A 15,892-nucleotide genomic window follows, 5' to 3' on the forward strand; every position below is an offset into this window, starting at 1 on the left:
GGAGGAAAGTGCTCATGAATGCCCCACACCAACCGCAGTATCGCGCAGTCACGCTCAGTGACAAGTACACGCTTTCCCAGGGAAAAATTTACATCACCGGCACCCAGGCTTTGGTGCGCCTCATGTTGCTTCAATCCGAACTGGATCGGAAGAACGGGCTGAACACAGGCGGTTTTGTTTCGGGTTACCGCGGCTCCCCTTTGGGTGCGGTTGATCAGGCTTTTTGGGCGGCAAAACAATTTCTTGAACCTTCAAACATTCATTTTCAGGCAGGTCTCAATGAAGACTTGGCCGCCACATCTGTGTGGGGAAGTCAGCAGCTTAATCTGTTTCAGGGCGCAAAAGTGGATGGCGTATTTGGTCTTTGGTACGGCAAGGGGCCCGGTGTAGATCGCAGTCTCGATGTGTTCAAGCATGCCAATGCAGCAGGCACATCAAAACACGGAGGCGTATTGCTGGTGGCTGGCGATGACCACGCCGCAAAAAGCTCCACCTTGCCGCATCAGTCTGACCATGTACTGAAAGCGGCCATGATTCCGGTCTTGTTTCCAAGCAATGTGCAGGAAATTCTGGACTTCGGTGTGTTGGGTTATGCCATGAGCCGCTATGCGGGAGTTTGGGTTGGCATGAAGACAGTGGCTGACGTGGTTGAATGTTCGGCGACAGTCGACATTGATCTGCTGCGCCACACTACGGTGGTTCCCACCGATTTCGACATGCCGGAAGGTGGGTTGAATATTCGCTGGCCCGACACTGCCCTGGCTCAAGAAGCCCGGTTGATTGATCACAAGCTGTATGCAGCGCTGGCCTTTTGCCGTGCAAACAAAATTAATCGAACGGTGATTGATTCACCGTGTGCAAGATTCGGCATTGTGGCCACGGGCAAGGCTTTTCAGGACACCTTGCAGAGTTTGAATGATTTGGGTTTAAGCCCCCAGCGATGCGCGGAAATTGGTTTGCGTGTTTACAAAGTGGGCATGGTTTGGCCACTTGATGCAGTGGGTATACGGGACTTTGCGAAGGGTTTGCAAGAGATTCTCGTCATTGAAGAAAAGCGTCAATTGGTGGAGTATCAAATCAAGGAAGAGCTGTATGCCTGGCGAGAAGATGTGCGCCCCAAGGTGTATGGCAAGTTTGACGAAAGGCTGGCCGAAGATGGTCGAGAGGGCGGGGAGTGGTCTTTGCCCCAGGGTAACTGGCTGTTACCAAGCCACTATGAACTGGACCCAGCATTAATTGCATTGGCAATTGCCAAACGCTTGCGCCACATGCAATTGCCTGCCGACATCACAGCACTGATTGAAAGCCGAATCAAAACCATTGAACGCAGTCATGAAGTAGGGCATTCAGCCCACGTGCCGGTGGAACGCAAGCCTTACTTTTGCTCAGGTTGCCCACACAATACTTCAACCAAAGTGCCCGAGGGAAGCCGCGCAATGGCGGGTATCGGTTGCCATTACATGGCTGTGTGGATGGACAGAAACACTCAAACCTACACACAAATGGGCGGAGAGGGAGTGCCGTGGATCGGCCAGGCACCGTTCACCGAAACACAGCATGTGTTTGCCAACCTGGGTGACGGCACTTATTTCCACTCCGGAATTCTGGCCATTCGGGCCAGTGTCGCCGCCGGTGTAAACATCACCTACAAATTACTCTACAACGATGCGGTGGCCATGACGGGCGGGCAGCACCTTGACGGCACGCTGACCGTTGCACAACTTACCCGCCAACTGGCAGCCGAGGATGTTGCCAAAATTGTGATTGTCAGCGACAACCCTGGGGTGCACCTGCGTGATTTGGCCGAAGACCCCAAAGCCGAAGGTATTGAAGTGTTCGACCGCCGCGACATGGACACGGTGCAAAAACTGCTGCGCGACATCAAAGGCACCACGGTGCTGGTTTACGAGCAAACCTGTGCCTCGGAAAAACGCCGCAGGCGCAAGCGAACTGATCCAGCCACAGGCAAACCCATGTTTCCTAACCCAGCCAAGCGTGTATTGATCAATCCACGCGTGTGCGAAGGCTGCGGCGACTGTTCGAAGCATTCCAATTGTTTGTCGATAGAGCCGGTTTCAACGCCCTGGGGCGTCAAACGAACCATTAACCAATCCACTTGCAACAAAGACTACAGTTGCCTGGAAGGGCTTTGCCCAAGCCTGGTGACTGTCGAAGGTGGCGAGTTGCGCAAGCCCGATGTTTCCGGGCATCACCATGCGCTTGCCAAAGCGTGTGCCAGTCTCGTGGAGCCGCCATTTCACCTGCACCCCGATGATCTTGAACATCGTTATTCGGTGCTGATCAATGGCGTAGGTGGCACGGGCGTAGTAACAATTGGTGCCTGGTTGGGCATGGCTGCGCATTTGCAGGGTATGGAAGCATTGGCACTGGACATGGCTGGCTTGGCGCAAAAAGGCGGTGCGGTGTTTTCTCATGTGCAGTTTGCGCCCGCGGGCATTACCCTGGCGTCCTCCAAAATTCCGGTGGGTGAAGCCGATTTGATGATAGGCGGTGACCTGGTCGTGTCCGCGCACGAGAAAACTCTGGAATTACTCAATAGTGCTGCGTTTGCCGTGGTGAATACCGACACGTCTCCCACCGCCGATTTTATTGCCCAGCGAGACTGGTGCGCCCCCGTAGATCAAATGCATGCAGATATTGCCCGTGCCTTGCACGAGCCGCAGCGGCAGTATTCGCCCATTCGTGCTCAGTGGCTAGCCGAGCACCTTTTTGGTGACACCGTGTATGCAAACGCTTTGCTCTTGGGGGCTGCATGGCAGCGGGGGTGTTTGCCCCTTCACTTGGCTGCACTGCGCAAAGCGATTGAATTAAATGGCGTGAAAGTGAATGAAAACCTGATGGCTTTTGATGCGGGTCGATTGGCGGTGACCCAGCCTGACCTTCTGCAGGATTTGTTGAACAACCACGCCGCTTCTGCCACCAAATCAGAGACCGACAATGACAAGCTGGCCCGCTATGAGTCCGAGTTGACGCAGTATCAAAACGCAAAACTCGCAAGCCGTTTTACCGCCAAGGTGTTGCCTTTGCGTTCGGGTTTTGAGTCGCTGGGTTTACAACACCAGTGGGTGCGCTTGTGCGGCACGTATTTCAAATTGTTGGCTTTCAAAGACGAGTTTGAGGTGGCTCGCTTGCACACCAACCCTGATTGGCAACAGCACGCCATGGCGCAATTTGAGCCGGGGGCCAAGCTGTATTTTCACTTTGCCCCCACTTGGCTGGCCGGGCACAGCAGTCGCCCAAGAAAAATTAAACTGGGCCCCTGGTTTTTCCCTGTGCTCAAGGTTTTGGCCACTTTGCGCCACTTGCGAAACACTGCATTTGACCCATTTAGAGGAAGTTTAGAGCGTAAAAACCAGACTTTACTGGTGAGTTGGTTTGAAACCTGGTTGGAACTGATGCACAATAATCCTTCAATGTTGCAGCACAGCAAACAGACCGAGCACCTTCTTGACCTGTTCAATCAGGTGAAAGGTTTTGGTCAGGTTCGTGCCCAATCATTTGAACTAGTGCGGTTCGAGATTCAAAAGTCCGTGGAAAACAAGCACAACCTGGATCAGCATGACCAAAGCAGACAACAAACCTGAAGCCAAAGTCACCAAACGCAAAGAAACCAAGCGCTCTGAAAAAGTATTGCCCGATGCCTTGGTGCCTGAAAGTCAGTGGGAAATTTTAGGGCAAGCCTGTATGGTCAATGGCAAAGCGGTTCGCTTGCGTCAATGGCCTACCCGTTACGGCGACATGCCTTCCAAAGAGGACATGCACGAGCGCGTCGACCAGTTGTCGGAACGACTGAACCATTTGTTGACTTGCCTTTATGCACAAGGCGAACACAAGCTGCTGGTTATTTTGCAAGGCATGGACACCGCTGGAAAAGACGGTGCAGCCCGCGCCATTATGCGTTCGGTACACCCGATGGCCCTGCGCATGGTGTCCTTCAAAGAACCTTCCGAGCAAGAAGCCGCACATGACTTTTTGTGGCGCGTTCATCCTCATGTGCCCGGTGCCGGGCAATCGGTGATTTTCAACCGCTCGCATTACGATGGCATCATCATGCCGATTATTCAGGACAATGTGTCGGCCACCTGGATTGAAGCGCGCCTTCGTCAGACCAATGATTTTGAACGCTTGCTGGTTGAAACAGACACCACAGTGCTCAAAATTTTCCTGAATATTTCCCGTGAAGAGCAGCATCAACGCATGGTCGAGCGTTGGGAAACTCCCGACAAACGCTGGAAGTTGACTGAAAAAGACCTTCACTGTGGCGAGAATTACAGCATGTACGCCAATGCCTACGAACAGGTGCTCGAAAAAACCTGCACCAAACAGGCGCCTTGGTGGATTATTCCTGCTGACCACAAAGGTTTCCGTAATATGCTGGTGGCAGAAATCCTGGTGGGCACGCTGGAGCGCATGGGGTTGGCTTGGCCTGACCCAGATCCTGTTGTCGCAAAAAGCGAGTTCTGGCGAAAGTCGTCAACCGCCCAAGGAACATAACCGTTATTTCGATTCCCAAACAAAATTTCAAGGGGACTTTAACCATGAAAAAAACTACATTGAAACTCGCCGTTATCACCAGTACCCTGATGTTTTCGGCCTCCGCCATGGCGGTGGGCTTGGGTGTGAACACTGGTGTTGGCGTGAACGCTGAAGTGCCGGGTGTGTCTTTGAACGCCGATGCCAAGGCCAAAGCGGATGCCAATGCAAATGCCAACGCAGATTTGAAAGGCAAATCCAGCGCGGCAGTGAAAGGCGCAAAGTCCAAGGGCAATGAAATGCGCAACGAAGCTGGCGCCATGCATTCTGAAGCAAAAGGCGAAGTTGGCAAGCGCACTGGTCAAGTGGAGTCAGCCGCTGACGTCAAGGCCAATGCCGACGTGAACGCCAACGTGAAAGCCGATGCGAAGGCCAGCGGTAAGGCAAAAGCCGAGAAGAAATAAACTTCTGTCAAATGTAGTCACCAAAAATGCCCCCTCGGGGGCATTTTTGCTTTTCAGGTTCTCTACACTGTCTCTTTTGTTTCATTGAACGAGTTGTCATGAATTTTGCCAGCGTACAAGAATGGCTCGTCGGCATGGGTGTGCCCCCTGAATTTTTGGCCTACAACACATGGGTGTACCAGGTTTTCGCGGTGGTTTTTCTCACCCTGTTGGTCAGTTATTCTGTTGGCTTGGTGTTCAATCATTTGGGGCGCCTTGCAGAAAAATCGAACAATCCCTGGGATGATGTATTTCTTGAAAGTGCCCGCAAGCCACTGAAGCTGCTGATTTGGCTGTTGGGTATTTCATGGGCGGCCAAAATTACGCACATGGCAAACAACGCCGAAATTTTCGAATTCATCGATCCCACGCGTCGGGTTGGCATCATTGTGTTGATCACCTGGTTCTTGTTTGGTTTGGCAAAGCGGTTTGAAGTGGCGCTTCAAAACCCCGACCGGATCAAAGAACCGCTTGATGCCACCACCGCGAGCGCAATTGGCAAGTTGCTGCGTGCCTCTATCATCATCACCGCGGTGCTGGTGATTCTTCAAAATATGGGGTTCAGTATTTCAGGCGTGCTTGCCTTTGGTGGCGTGGGCGGTATTGCAGTGGGTTTTGCCGCCAAAGATTTGCTGGCCAATTTTTTTGGGGGTTTAACGGTGTACATGGATCGCCCATTTGTAGTGGGTGATTGGGTGCGTTCACCGGATAAAAACATTGAAGGCACTGTAGAGCACATTGGCTGGCGACTCACCCGCATTCGTACTTTCGACAAACGCCCGCTGTACGTGCCCAATGCCACTTTCAGTACCATTTCCCTGGAAAACCCATCGCGCATGACGCACCGTCGAATTCAGGAAACCATTGGTGTGCGTTACGACGACATTGCCCAGGTTAGAGCGATTGCAGACGGTGTGAAACGCATGTTGATTGATCACGACGAAATTGACGACGATCAAACCTTGATTGTGAACCTGAACCAGTTTGGTGGTTCAAGTGTGAATTTGTTGGTGTATACCTTTACCAAAACCACAATTTGGGTGAAGTTCCACGAAGTAAAGCAGGACGTGTTGCTGAAAATCGCCGAGATCATTGAGCAACACGGTGCTGAAATAGCATTTCCAACCACCACGTTGCATGTGGCCAGTTTGCCTGAACAATTTGCGCAGGCCAGCGTTGCGCCTGGCAAGGTTTAGAGTTTACGGATTTTTTCGAGCGTGGCCGTGGTGCTGCGCTCGTGTTCAAACGCAATCGAAAGCGCGGTGCCCCCCCAACTTTGAACTTCTTTGGCACCCACCATTTTTTCAACGGGCCAATCGCCGCCTTTCACCAGTACATCGGGTCGGGCCGCCAAAATTGCATTCAATGGAGTGTCTTCTTCGAAGTAGGTGACCAGGGCCACGCATTCCAGCGCCGCCAGCACATACATTCGATCAGCTTGCGTGTTAATGGGGCGGTCAGGGCCTTTGCCCAGGCGTTTGACTGATTCATCCGAGTTCACTGCCACGATCAGGCTTTGGCCTTCTTGCGCAGCCTGGTCAAGGTAAGTGACATGCCCACGGTGCAGCAAATCAAAAACCCCGTTGGTAAATACCACGGGGCCTTTGAGTTGTTTGGCGCGTTCTGCAAGTTCGCTGGGGTGGCACACCTTTTTTTCAAAGCGTGCCGGTTTTCCTGTTGTTGTCATAGTGCAATCAAATCAGGCTGCGTTGCCAACAGGTGGTTCTGTTGCGCCCAAGCGCGCCATCACTTCCTTGCGGTAGCGGTTCAGGTCTTGCACCGATTCAAAGGTGCGTTCAAACAGCAAGCTCATGTTGTGCAAAATGCGGTCAACCACTTTCTTTTCCCAGTCGGCATCAAAGCGAATTTGACCATCCAGCCAGTTTTCCAGCCAATCGGGATCGGGCAGGCGGCTTTGCACCGTGTCATTGGGGAACAAGTCTTTGTTCACATGCAGGTTGGTGGGGTGCAAAGGCTTTTGGGTGCGGCGAGCCGAAGCCATGAGCACACCAATTTTGCTGAAAGCCGCACGTGCACCATCACCCACTTCGACCAAGGCTTTTTTCATGTAGCGCAGGTAAGCACCGCCGTGGCGGGCTTCGTCGTGGGAAATAATTTTGTAGATCTGCTTGATCACGGGTTCGGTGTGCCAGTCCGAGGCGCAGCGATACCAGTGATTCAGGCGAATTTCGCCGCAAAAATGCAGCATCAGTGTTTCAAGCGGTGGTGCCGGGTCGAACTCAAAGCGCACTGCATGCAGCTCTTCTTCGGTGGGCAGCAAGTCGGGGCGGAAGCGACGCAGGTATTCCATCAGGACCAGCGAGTGTTTCTGCTCTTCAAAAAACCAGATCGACATGAAGGCGGAAAAGTCACTGTCGTGTTTGTTGTCTCGCAAAAACATTTCAGTGGCAGGCAAGGCTGACCACTCGGTAATTGCATTCATTTTGATGGTTTGGGCCTGTTCTTCAGACAACCTGGATGCATCGAATTGATCCCAATTGATGTCCTTCTCCATGTTCCAACGAACGGATTCCAATGACCTGAATAACTCTGGATACAACATGTTGCTCCACCTTCACTGAATAGATTTGACTTTGTGATTTTAACAAGACATGTCATGAAGCGCATGAAGATTTGGTGACACGGGGCATTTATGTGCACAAGTGTACGCCAAAACCCGTCTGGTTCAGGCTTTTAGCCCGCTTGCTTTTTTAGCCAGCGCATCAGTCCTCCCAACACCGGGATCTTCTCGTATAGCTCTTCAGCCGTGTCCCAGTAGTCTCTGTGGGACTGTACAAGCCCGTTATGGTTCAACAACAGGTGCGACGAACCCTTGATGCACTGCACCTGCCCGGCCTTGAAGCGCTTCATTTCGAACAGAAAGTCCCAGGCCATGAATACTTGTTGGCCGGATTCAAATGCGGTGTGCACCACAAAGCGTGGGTTGTTGACCTGATGGAACATCTCGCCAAAAATACGTGCGATGTCCTCAACCTGGTTGACTTCGTTGAACGGGTCTTTGAAATAAGCATCAGCCGCATAAAATTTGGGCATGTCTGCCACTGTTTGCTCGGTGATGTGTTCAAAAAAATCAATCAGCCTGCGCAAAGGTTCAGAGAGCTTCTGGCGGTCTAGCGGTGCCAGGCTTTTTGCGTGACTATCTTTGTTCATTGCCCAGTTCCGGTTTGTTTTTATTGGCCGTGATTCGGCGCACCGCCGCAAAATAAAGCGAATAGGGCAATACACGCAAGGTGCGCAGGGTACGCGTGAATGCCTTGGGGAAATGAATTTCAAATTCGCCTTTTTCAAGGCCTGTAATAATTTCCTGTGCAGCCTTTTCTGCTGTAATCAAAAAAGGCATCGGGAAGGTGTTGTTGCGGGTGAGCGGGGTGTCGACAAACCCTGGGTTGACCACGCTCACACCCACGTGGTGTGGCTGCAGCTCCACGTGCAAGGCCTCAGCCAGGTTAATCAGCGCAGCCTTGGTGGGGCCATACGCCAGCGAGTTCGGCAAGCCCCGATAGCCTGCCACACTGGACACTATCGCCAGGTGCCCCGATTTTTGTTCAAGCAATTTGGGCAGCAGGTTGGCCAGCACGTACATGGTGCCATTCAGGTTCACGTCGATTTGCTGTTTCACTTTCTCGATGTCGAATTCAGCAACCGACATTTCCGAGTAAGTGCCCGCCATCAACACAATCAAATCCACGCCTCCCCACGCTGCCATGACATTGTCAAAAGCGGCCTTCACCGCAGTTTGCTGCGTAATGTCCAAGGGCAGGGCGGTGGCATGTTGCAACTCCCCGGCCAATGTGGTCAGCTTGTCTGCGCTGCGGGCCGATAACATTTGCTTGCAGCCCAGTTGGTCGAGTTGGCGGGCCAATGCTTCGCCGATACCAGTGGATGCACCCACCAGCCACACCCGTTTGTTTTGCCATTGGGTCAGTTTCGGATTAAAGCTCATGCGATTTCCTTTGTAGTTTGCCGCTCGGTTTTGTACTCAGTCGCGTTTGCGAAAGCTAAGTAATACTTCACCCAGCTCTATACCGAACTTGCTCATGGTGGCACGGTTCAGCATCACCTTGTCGTCCATCTGGTACATCCAGTCGTCGAACTGCACCTCGTAGGTGGTGCCGTCCACGGGCAGCAGCATGGTGTACTTCCATTGAAATGCATTGCCGGAAGTTTCTCCGTTGGCTTGCCCCAATACATCGCCAGCCGTGCCGGTGTATTTGTTGCCGTCTTTTTTCAGCGTCCACACCCGTTTTTGTGTGGTGCCGTCGGAGTAAGTAAAGTCTTCATCCAGCACGCCGGTGTTGCCGTCCCAAGTGCATTTCATCACCACTGTAAACCGCTTCACTACTTTGCCAGATCGGTCCTGAAACACACCCCAGGCGTCAATGGTGCCATTGAAATATTCTTTCAGGTCCAGCACCGGTTTTTCTTGTGCATAGTCGGTGGGTTGCGGGCTTGCGCACGCTGTTAAAACCAGTGCGCCGGCCAAGGCGAGGAAAGCCAGTTGCAGCTTGCGTGCCCATTGTTGTGCGTAAATCATGCAGTACTCCCGATTGCTGTGTTGCTTGTGGTTTGGTTCAGGCTGGCCAGACCGCTACGGCCCAACAGCACAATGGCCAGAAGCTTCAGTGCACAAGGCACCAAGGCGTACACCCACAGCAGCGGGTCGTTGGCCAATTGTTGTAACAGCCCCATGTTTTGATAGGTCTCGGTTGTTGCCATGTCGGCCGAATAACTGAACCATTGCAAGGTGCCCAGCGCAAAGCTGGGTGCCAGCGCCAAATTGAATTTGTTGATCCAGTTCCAAAGTCCGAAATAGGTGCCTTCTGTTTTACCGCGCTCGCCGTTTTCTTCAATCAAGCGTGCCACCAATGCGGCAGGCAGCGACAGGTCTGCGCCCAATGCAAAGCCAGTGACAATGCACACAAGCAGGTAACCCGCCAGGTCGCCTTCTCCGAGTACGATCACAATGATGAAGGCTGGAATGGACAAAATCATGCCCAAGAGCCATGCCCGAGCCAGGCCGATTTTGCTGGAAAGCCAAACCCAGAACACAGTGGATGCTGCACCCACCAAAAAGTACACAGCAAGCACCCATTGGTCGGAATCGCCCAAACCCAGTCGGTCGCGCATGTAAAAAGGCACCAGCGTGGCGGGCAATGCAGCGGCCAGGCCATTGCACAAAAACACACCCATCAGTTTTCGGAAGTTTTGCCTGCGCAAAGGTTGAACAATATCGGCAAACCCCTTGCGGATGGCCGCCAATGCGCCAGCTTGCACATGGTTGAATGTTTGAGCCAGAGCACTTACCGGCTGTTGCGCGCTACGATCGGGTTGGGGTGAAAACTTCAAGAGCAAGAACATGCCTATCACCAGCATCACCGCGAACACCGTGAATATCAGGCCTGCGTTCGTTTCAAGCGCCAACGACACGGCGAACACCACACCCAGAATGCCCACGCCTTCACGCACCGCCACGTACGTTGACCGTTCCTTGTCGGTGTGGCCCAATTCTGCCCCCCAGGCTTGGTAGGCAATGCTGGCAAAACTGTAGCCCAGGTGCACCACAATCAAACTCACCATCAGGCTGGCTGCGTATTCAGTCGGGTTGCTACCCAAGGGAAAAAATACACCCGCCATACCCAGCAACAGCAAAGGCACCGCAAGCAGCAGGGGAAGGGCGTACCGGTTGCCCTGGCCGCTGCGGCGATCCACCCACAAACCAATTGCGGGGTCGAGTACAGCATCGAGCAGGCGTGACAACAGCAAAATAATGCCCACCCATGCCGATGGAACTTCGTAAATTCGGGAGTACAGGTAGGGCACCTGAATATAGATGGGTACTGCCACGGCGCCCAAGGCCCAGCCCAGAAGGCCATAATTCAGCAGGTCTTTGGCGCTGGTTCGGGGCATTGGGTTCATGTCGGCGGGGCCGTGATTAACGCTTCAAGCCAATCAGTTCGCGGCGCATTTCGGGCGCAGAGGTTTTTGGGTCCAACCAAATGCCCATGAACGCCTCGGCCAGTTCCGGGTCATCTACTTTGGCCAGGGGCAGGCCATTGCGAAAAAACAGTACGCCTTTGCCGGGCGTGAATAGCGCACTCAAGGTGTGCCCCTTTTCCACATTTGGAAAGATTGATGTCAACTTCACCCGCCAACCTTGGCGTTGCACCTCGGTGCCCGCGCCAATTTCTTCCATTTCCTCAATGCTGCGTTCGGCAATGTCGCTGCCGTCAAAGTCTCTGGCATATTTCAGTTCAAGCCATGCGGGGTCGCGCTTGTAGTTGAATCCTTCGGGGTCGGTGTTGGACCACAATTGGCCGTCGTACACACGCAGGCCAAACCAGCGAAGTGTGCCATGGCCCATCCGTTTCGCGTTCTCAATGGTTTGAATGACTTGTTTGGGCGGCGCATTCAAATTGCTGTTGGCCAGGGCCAGGGGCGCTGTGCCCAGCAAGGTCAGGCCTAGCAAAACATGTTGAATGAACTGGGCCGGGAACAACTTCATTGGTTTTCCACCTTCTCGAGGTAAAACTGGATGACATCGGTGCTTTCATATTCAAAGCCAGCTTCGCAGTAGGCCAGGTAAAACTCCCAGGTGCGAATGAACGGATCGTCAAAGCCCTGATTTTTTACTTGCTCCAGCGTTTTCATGAACTGAGAGCGCCAGCGACGCAATGTCTCAGCATAGTCTTTCCCGAAGGCTTTTTCCGACACCACGCGCAATCCATGCTTTTCTGCCATGGCTCTGAATTTTGCGGGTGAAGGCAACATGCCGCCCGGGAAAATATACTGCTGAATAAAGTCCGTGCCTTTGCGATAACGGTCAAACAGCTCGTCTTGAATCACAATGGTTTGAATTGCCGCTTTGCCACCATTCTTCAGCAAGCGGTTTACCGACTGGAAATAGGCGGGCCAATATTCTTCGCCCACCGCTTCAAACATTTCAATGGATGCAATGTGGTCGAATTGGCCACGGCAATCCCTGTAATCCTGAAGACGGAAATCGGCCTGCTCAGCAAAACCCTGTTTTGCCAAACGCGCTTTGGCAAAAGCCAGTTGTTCAGTCGACAGGGTCAAGCCGACCAGGCTGGCACCTGCTGCGCATGCTTTCTCGGCGAATCCGCCCCAGCCACATCCAATTTCCAGAACCTGCTCGCCCGTCTGGGGTGTCAGGTAATTCAACATGGCTTCGTATTTGGCATGCTGCGCTTGTTCCAGACTCAGGCTGGTGTTGCCGTCAAAAAGGGCGCTGGAATAAGTCATTGTGGGGTCTAGCCACAATTGGTAGAACGGGTTGCCCAAGTCGTAGTGGGCATGGATGTTTTTCTTGGCCTGAGCCTTGGTGTTGCGATTCAACAAATGTTTGATTTTGTAAGCAATACTGCCCAGAAAACTGCCATAAATCACTGTTTCCACTGCTTTGCGGTTTTCAAGAAACACGCCCAATACCGAAGCAATGTCATGTGTTTCCCACTCGCCTGCAATGTAGGCTTCGGCAAAGCCGATGTCACCTGCTTTCAGTGCGCGCTGGCATACCGCCCACGAGTTCAATTTGATTTTCGCACTGGGTTGGTCTTCTTCGCCCCCAAACAGCAGGTGCACGCCTTCAGGAGTCACAATCTCCAGGCGTCCCTTCTTGAGTTTGGTCAGCAATTTCAGGGTCCACTGTGCCGATGACGGTGCATGGCTGGGCAGTCGAAACTGGGAAAAAGTAATGGCTTGAGTCATGCTTCGAGTTCAGTCTGCGTAATTGTTTGACGGGGTGGGGCAGGCTTGCCATGAAACTTCGCGCCTTTAAACAGCAGTTTCACCGCTTGCCAATGAATTTTTGCGATTACAGCCAATGTAAACCAGCCGTATTTCAATAAGGTTTTACCCCAGAGCAGGGTGTTTGGATGCACCAGTTCGCCGCTAACACTGGTGCTGAGCTGTTGAATGGAGCCTTCAAAGTAGTTGATTCGCGCCATGGTTCGGTTCGCACTGCTTGCAAACCTGAACTCGTAACGCCCTGAAACCGGGAAGAAAGGCGAAACGTGAAATTCTTTCCTAGCGTGCAACAACATGCCCTTGTTCAGTGGTGCCTGGCTTTCAGGTGCAGTGAGCAAGTAAAAATGCCGTTCACCAAAGGTGTTGTTCACCTCGCACATCACAGCGCGACACTGTTGTGCTTCATCGTGAAAGTACCAAAAGCTGACTGGGTTGAATACATAGCCAAATACTTTGGGAAAGGTGTGCAAATGCACTTCACCTTGAAGCGATCTGCCTGTTTTTGCCTCAACTTTGGACACCAGTTCAGTCACAAACTCAGGAAACTTCAGCGCGTGGGGTTCAAATCCATAATTGCTGGCAGACACCGACACCAAACCCCGGCCATCGATCACTGGGTAAGCGTGCGCTGGTTTTGGTTCATGCAGGGTCGAGAAGGTCAGGCGCACAAAGCACGCGCCCGTGGTAAAGCCATTGGGCTTGGGAAGTGACCGGTGATGCTTCACCAGGCCCCAAGCCAGTTTTACATTGCTGAGTTGAAAACGCTCTTGCGCCATCAAGCTGCCTTCTGTTTGATTTTCGCCAGTTTGTCGATCAACGCACGCGCTGCATTCAAGCCCGAAGTGTGACCATCTTCGTGGAAACCATACTTCATCCACGCACCTGCCAAGTAGACATTGTTCAAGCCTTGAAGTTCGCTTAAGACCTGTTGTGCTTGAACCGCAGGCACATCGAACACTGGGTGAGAGTAATGAATTTCCCGAAATACCTGCTTCGCGTCAGGTTGAATAATCGGGTTCAAGGTCACAAAAATCGGCTTTTCAACAGGCAGGGGTTGTAGCAAGTTGCTCCAATAGGTCACCGACACGCTCGGTTGCGGATTCAGCACATCGCTCAAGTAATTCCACGATGACCAGGTACTCCGTGTTTTGGGCATCAGCTTCACGTCGGTGTGCAGATAGGCCACGTTCGGCTGGTACTTAATGTGTTGCAACTGCGCCTTTTGCAGGTCGTTGCCTTTCAGCATGCCCAGCGCCTCATCACTGTGGCAGGCCACGATGACATAGTCAAACTCTTGCTCGCCCAGCTTTGTCTTCACGGCGGGTTTTGTGCCCGTGGTGTCAACTTCAAGTACGGGTGTGTTCGAGTGGACCAAATCGACGAAAGGCAATATTTTTTGCACGTAATTGCGTGCCCCGTTTTTCACGGTGAACCATTTGGGCCGGTCGTTGACTTGCAGCAAACCATGGTTGTGGCAAAACTGAATGAACGTGGCCAGCGGAAAGGCCAGCATTTGCTCACTGGGGCAAGACCATATGGCCGCCGCCATGGGTATCAAATACCAGTCGCGGAATTCTGCACTGTATTTTTCTTCAACCAGATAATCACCAAGGTGCATTTTTGCCTTGCTCTGGAAAAGAGCGGCTCGACCTGCATCAGCCACCATGGCGGTTGCTTCTTTGTTGAAGCGCACAATGTCCAGCAACATGCGCAGAAAGCGCGGGCGCAACAAATTGCGGCGCTGCGCAAATACAGTATTCAGGTTGGTGCCAGCCCATTCAATGTTCAGCTCGGGCAAACACACTGAAAAAGACATGTCCGATTCCACGGTTTCAACCGCCAACTCATCGAACAAGCGGATCAGGTTGGGGTAGGTGCGCTCGTTGTAAACCAGAAAACCGGTGTCCACGGCAACCTGCTTGCCTTCCACTTCAATATCAACCGTGTTGGTGTGGCCGCCAATGTACGCATTGGCCTCAAACAGGGTGGTGTGTGCATGGTCTCGTAGCGCATAAGCGGCTGTCAGACCGGAAATACCACCACCTACAATGGCGACTTTCGGCAGCAGTTCTTTTGAATTCTTGGTCATTTGTACTCGGTGTTGAAAAAAGGCAAGGGTTTTTACCAGCATCCTAACCTTTTATTTACTGCAGTAAATGAATTTGACCCCGGCTTTTGAAGCCAGGGCCAACTTACCTCTTACTTCTTACTTTTCTTGACGTTTGTCCTCTTCTATCCAGGCCACCGCAGAATGATTGTGGATCGATTCAAAGTTTTCACTTTCAATTCGATAGGCCATAACCTTTTTGCTGGCTCTCAAACGAATGGCCACGTCGCGCACCAAGTCTTCAACAAATTTCGGATTGTCGTAAGCGCGCTCGGTCACATATTTCTCGTCAGGGCGCTTGAGCAAGCCCCACAGTTCGCAAGAAGCCGATTCTTCCGCCATGCGGATCAGTTCTTCCACCGCAATGTTGTCGGCCACCAAAGCCCGAATCGTGATGTGACTGCGCTGGTTGTGGGCACCATATTCGGAAATCTTTTTGGAGCAAGGGCATAAGCTGGTGACCGGAACCACCACAGTCATGAAAACATCGGTCGACTTGCCGTTGTTGTCCGCTTCAAGCGTGACTTCATAATCCAGCAAACTGGCCACACCCGAGACGGGCGCAACCTTGCGCACGAAGTAGGGAAACTTCATGGTGATGGTGCCCGCGCTCGAATCAAGTCGCTGAAGCATGTCATGCATCATGTGCTTCATGCCCTGCGGGGTCAGTGCGCTTTCTTGCGATTGCAGAATTTCCAGAAAGCGCGACATGTGGGTGCCTTTTACATCGCTAGGCAAAAATACCGACATGTCAATCGTGGCCACAGAGGGTTGGGGGCCTTCCAGGGTTTCAACGATAATCGGGTGTTTGATCGCACGCACGCCGACGCGCTGAATGGCAATGTTGCGCTTGTCCGCGCGTGATTGTTCGTCAGGTAAAAATAGTCCGTCCGGTGCATTCATGATGAAGCGCTCCAATAATAATTACTGCTGGTGATTGGATGTGCATCGAGTGCACGGCGTATTGCCTGTGTAACTTCCTGGCGTGTCGGTGAAACATTGC

Annotated in this window: 15 protein-coding genes; 4 read left to right on the forward strand and 11 right to left on the reverse strand. The window is 52.5% G+C overall.

The genetic code is table 11. The annotated features are described in order from the left end of the window. The first annotated feature begins 14 nt into the window (after positions 1–14). The 4 genes from FRIGORI9N_RS12975 to FRIGORI9N_RS12990 all read left to right on the forward strand — a co-directional run bounded on the left by FRIGORI9N_RS12975 (position 15) and on the right by FRIGORI9N_RS12990 (position 6,193). On the forward strand, positions 15–3,605 hold the full coding sequence (locus FRIGORI9N_RS12975) for an indolepyruvate ferredoxin oxidoreductase family protein (protein ID WP_159571967.1): 3,591 nt from the start codon (positions 15–17) through the stop codon (positions 3,603–3,605). Next, positions 3,580–4,515, forward strand: coding sequence for a PPK2 family polyphosphate kinase (locus FRIGORI9N_RS12980; RefSeq protein WP_159571970.1), 936 nt, complete (start codon positions 3,580–3,582; stop codon positions 4,513–4,515). The genes FRIGORI9N_RS12975 and FRIGORI9N_RS12980 overlap by 26 nt, the downstream gene beginning before the upstream one ends. Before the next feature lie 44 nt (positions 4,516–4,559). Then, complete coding sequence (locus FRIGORI9N_RS12985; RefSeq protein WP_159571973.1) at positions 4,560–4,958, forward strand: hypothetical protein; 399 nt, start codon at positions 4,560–4,562, stop codon at positions 4,956–4,958. 98 nt (positions 4,959–5,056) lie between these two features. Then, positions 5,057–6,193, forward strand: a complete 1,137-nt coding sequence (locus FRIGORI9N_RS12990) for a mechanosensitive ion channel family protein (protein ID WP_159571976.1) — start codon at positions 5,057–5,059, stop codon at positions 6,191–6,193. On the opposite strand, the gene rfaE2 is transcribed toward FRIGORI9N_RS12990, so the two are convergent. The 11 genes from rfaE2 to folE2 all read right to left on the reverse strand — a co-directional run bounded on the left by rfaE2 (position 6,190) and on the right by folE2 (position 15,792). Next, positions 6,190–6,684 carry a D-glycero-beta-D-manno-heptose 1-phosphate adenylyltransferase gene (gene rfaE2 / locus FRIGORI9N_RS12995; RefSeq protein WP_159571979.1) on the reverse strand — a complete coding sequence of 165 codons (495 nt, stop codon included), beginning with the start codon at positions 6,682–6,684 and terminating at the stop codon, positions 6,190–6,192. The genes FRIGORI9N_RS12990 and rfaE2 overlap by 4 nt on opposite strands. A gap of 12 nt (positions 6,685–6,696) precedes the next feature. Further along, positions 6,697–7,560: a ferritin-like domain-containing protein gene (locus FRIGORI9N_RS13000; RefSeq protein ID WP_159571982.1), complete on the reverse strand. Its 864-nt coding sequence runs from the start codon at positions 7,558–7,560 to the stop codon at positions 6,697–6,699. A 131-nt stretch (positions 7,561–7,691) separates the two neighbouring features. After that, positions 7,692–8,168 (reverse strand): nuclear transport factor 2 family protein, encoded by a 477-nt coding sequence (locus FRIGORI9N_RS13005; protein WP_159571985.1) that lies wholly within the window; start codon positions 8,166–8,168, stop codon positions 7,692–7,694. After that, complete coding sequence (locus tag FRIGORI9N_RS13010; protein WP_159571988.1) at positions 8,155–8,961, reverse strand: SDR family oxidoreductase; 807 nt, start codon at positions 8,959–8,961, stop codon at positions 8,155–8,157. Before FRIGORI9N_RS13010 ends, FRIGORI9N_RS13005 begins: the two co-directional genes overlap by 14 nt. A gap of 36 nt (positions 8,962–8,997) precedes the next feature. Then, complete coding sequence (locus tag FRIGORI9N_RS13015; RefSeq protein WP_159571991.1) at positions 8,998–9,552, reverse strand: DUF3833 domain-containing protein; 555 nt, start codon at positions 9,550–9,552, stop codon at positions 8,998–9,000. After that, positions 9,549–10,934, reverse strand: a complete 1,386-nt coding sequence (locus FRIGORI9N_RS13020; protein WP_159571994.1) for an MFS transporter — start codon at positions 10,932–10,934, stop codon at positions 9,549–9,551. Before FRIGORI9N_RS13020 ends, FRIGORI9N_RS13015 begins: the two co-directional genes overlap by 4 nt. Before the next feature lie 16 nt (positions 10,935–10,950). Next, complete coding sequence (locus tag FRIGORI9N_RS13025) at positions 10,951–11,520, reverse strand: chalcone isomerase family protein (RefSeq protein WP_159571997.1); 570 nt, start codon at positions 11,518–11,520, stop codon at positions 10,951–10,953. After that, entirely contained in the window at positions 11,517–12,743 is a 1,227-nt protein-coding gene (locus FRIGORI9N_RS13030; RefSeq protein WP_159572000.1) for a cyclopropane-fatty-acyl-phospholipid synthase family protein, read from the reverse strand. The genes FRIGORI9N_RS13025 and FRIGORI9N_RS13030 overlap by 4 nt, the downstream gene beginning before the upstream one ends. Next, a complete protein-coding gene (locus FRIGORI9N_RS13035) occupies positions 12,740–13,558 on the reverse strand; it encodes a DUF1365 domain-containing protein (RefSeq protein ID WP_159572003.1) in 819 nt (272 codons plus the stop codon). The genes FRIGORI9N_RS13030 and FRIGORI9N_RS13035 overlap by 4 nt, the downstream gene beginning before the upstream one ends. Next, on the reverse strand, positions 13,558–14,871 hold the full coding sequence (locus tag FRIGORI9N_RS13040) for an NAD(P)/FAD-dependent oxidoreductase (protein WP_159572005.1): 1,314 nt from the start codon (positions 14,869–14,871) through the stop codon (positions 13,558–13,560). Before FRIGORI9N_RS13040 ends, FRIGORI9N_RS13035 begins: the two co-directional genes overlap by 1 nt. A gap of 117 nt (positions 14,872–14,988) precedes the next feature. Further along, complete coding sequence (folE2, locus tag FRIGORI9N_RS13045; protein ID WP_159572008.1) at positions 14,989–15,792, reverse strand: GTP cyclohydrolase FolE2; 804 nt, start codon at positions 15,790–15,792, stop codon at positions 14,989–14,991. Positions 15,793–15,892: the final 100 nt, after the last annotated feature.

Source organism: Limnobacter sp. 130, assembly GCF_902506325.1.
Lineage (GTDB): Bacteria > Pseudomonadota > Gammaproteobacteria > Burkholderiales > Burkholderiaceae_B > Limnobacter.

Coding starts and splice junctions, on each gene's coding strand:
- rfaE2 (WP_159571979.1), bottom strand. CDS start 6,684: ATGACAACAACAGGAAAACCGGCACGCTTTGAAAAAAAGGTGTGCCAC.
- FRIGORI9N_RS12975 (WP_159571967.1), top strand. CDS start 15: ATGAATGCCCCACACCAACCGCAGTATCGCGCAGTCACGCTCAGTGAC.
- folE2 (WP_159572008.1), bottom strand. CDS start 15,792: ATGAATGCACCGGACGGACTATTTTTACCTGACGAACAATCACGCGCG.
- FRIGORI9N_RS13035 (WP_159572003.1), bottom strand. CDS start 13,558: ATGGCGCAAGAGCGTTTTCAACTCAGCAATGTAAAACTGGCTTGGGGC.
- FRIGORI9N_RS13030 (WP_159572000.1), bottom strand. CDS start 12,743: ATGACTCAAGCCATTACTTTTTCCCAGTTTCGACTGCCCAGCCATGCA.
- FRIGORI9N_RS13000 (WP_159571982.1), bottom strand. CDS start 7,560: ATGTTGTATCCAGAGTTATTCAGGTCATTGGAATCCGTTCGTTGGAAC.
- FRIGORI9N_RS13025 (WP_159571997.1), bottom strand. CDS start 11,520: ATGAAGTTGTTCCCGGCCCAGTTCATTCAACATGTTTTGCTAGGCCTG.
- FRIGORI9N_RS12985 (WP_159571973.1), top strand. CDS start 4,560: ATGAAAAAAACTACATTGAAACTCGCCGTTATCACCAGTACCCTGATG.
- FRIGORI9N_RS12980 (WP_159571970.1), top strand. CDS start 3,580: ATGACCAAAGCAGACAACAAACCTGAAGCCAAAGTCACCAAACGCAAA.
- FRIGORI9N_RS13015 (WP_159571991.1), bottom strand. CDS start 9,552: ATGATTTACGCACAACAATGGGCACGCAAGCTGCAACTGGCTTTCCTC.
- FRIGORI9N_RS13040 (WP_159572005.1), bottom strand. CDS start 14,871: ATGACCAAGAATTCAAAAGAACTGCTGCCGAAAGTCGCCATTGTAGGT.
- FRIGORI9N_RS12990 (WP_159571976.1), top strand. CDS start 5,057: ATGAATTTTGCCAGCGTACAAGAATGGCTCGTCGGCATGGGTGTGCCC.
- FRIGORI9N_RS13010 (WP_159571988.1), bottom strand. CDS start 8,961: ATGAGCTTTAATCCGAAACTGACCCAATGGCAAAACAAACGGGTGTGG.
- FRIGORI9N_RS13020 (WP_159571994.1), bottom strand. CDS start 10,934: ATGAACCCAATGCCCCGAACCAGCGCCAAAGACCTGCTGAATTATGGC.
- FRIGORI9N_RS13005 (WP_159571985.1), bottom strand. CDS start 8,168: ATGAACAAAGATAGTCACGCAAAAAGCCTGGCACCGCTAGACCGCCAG.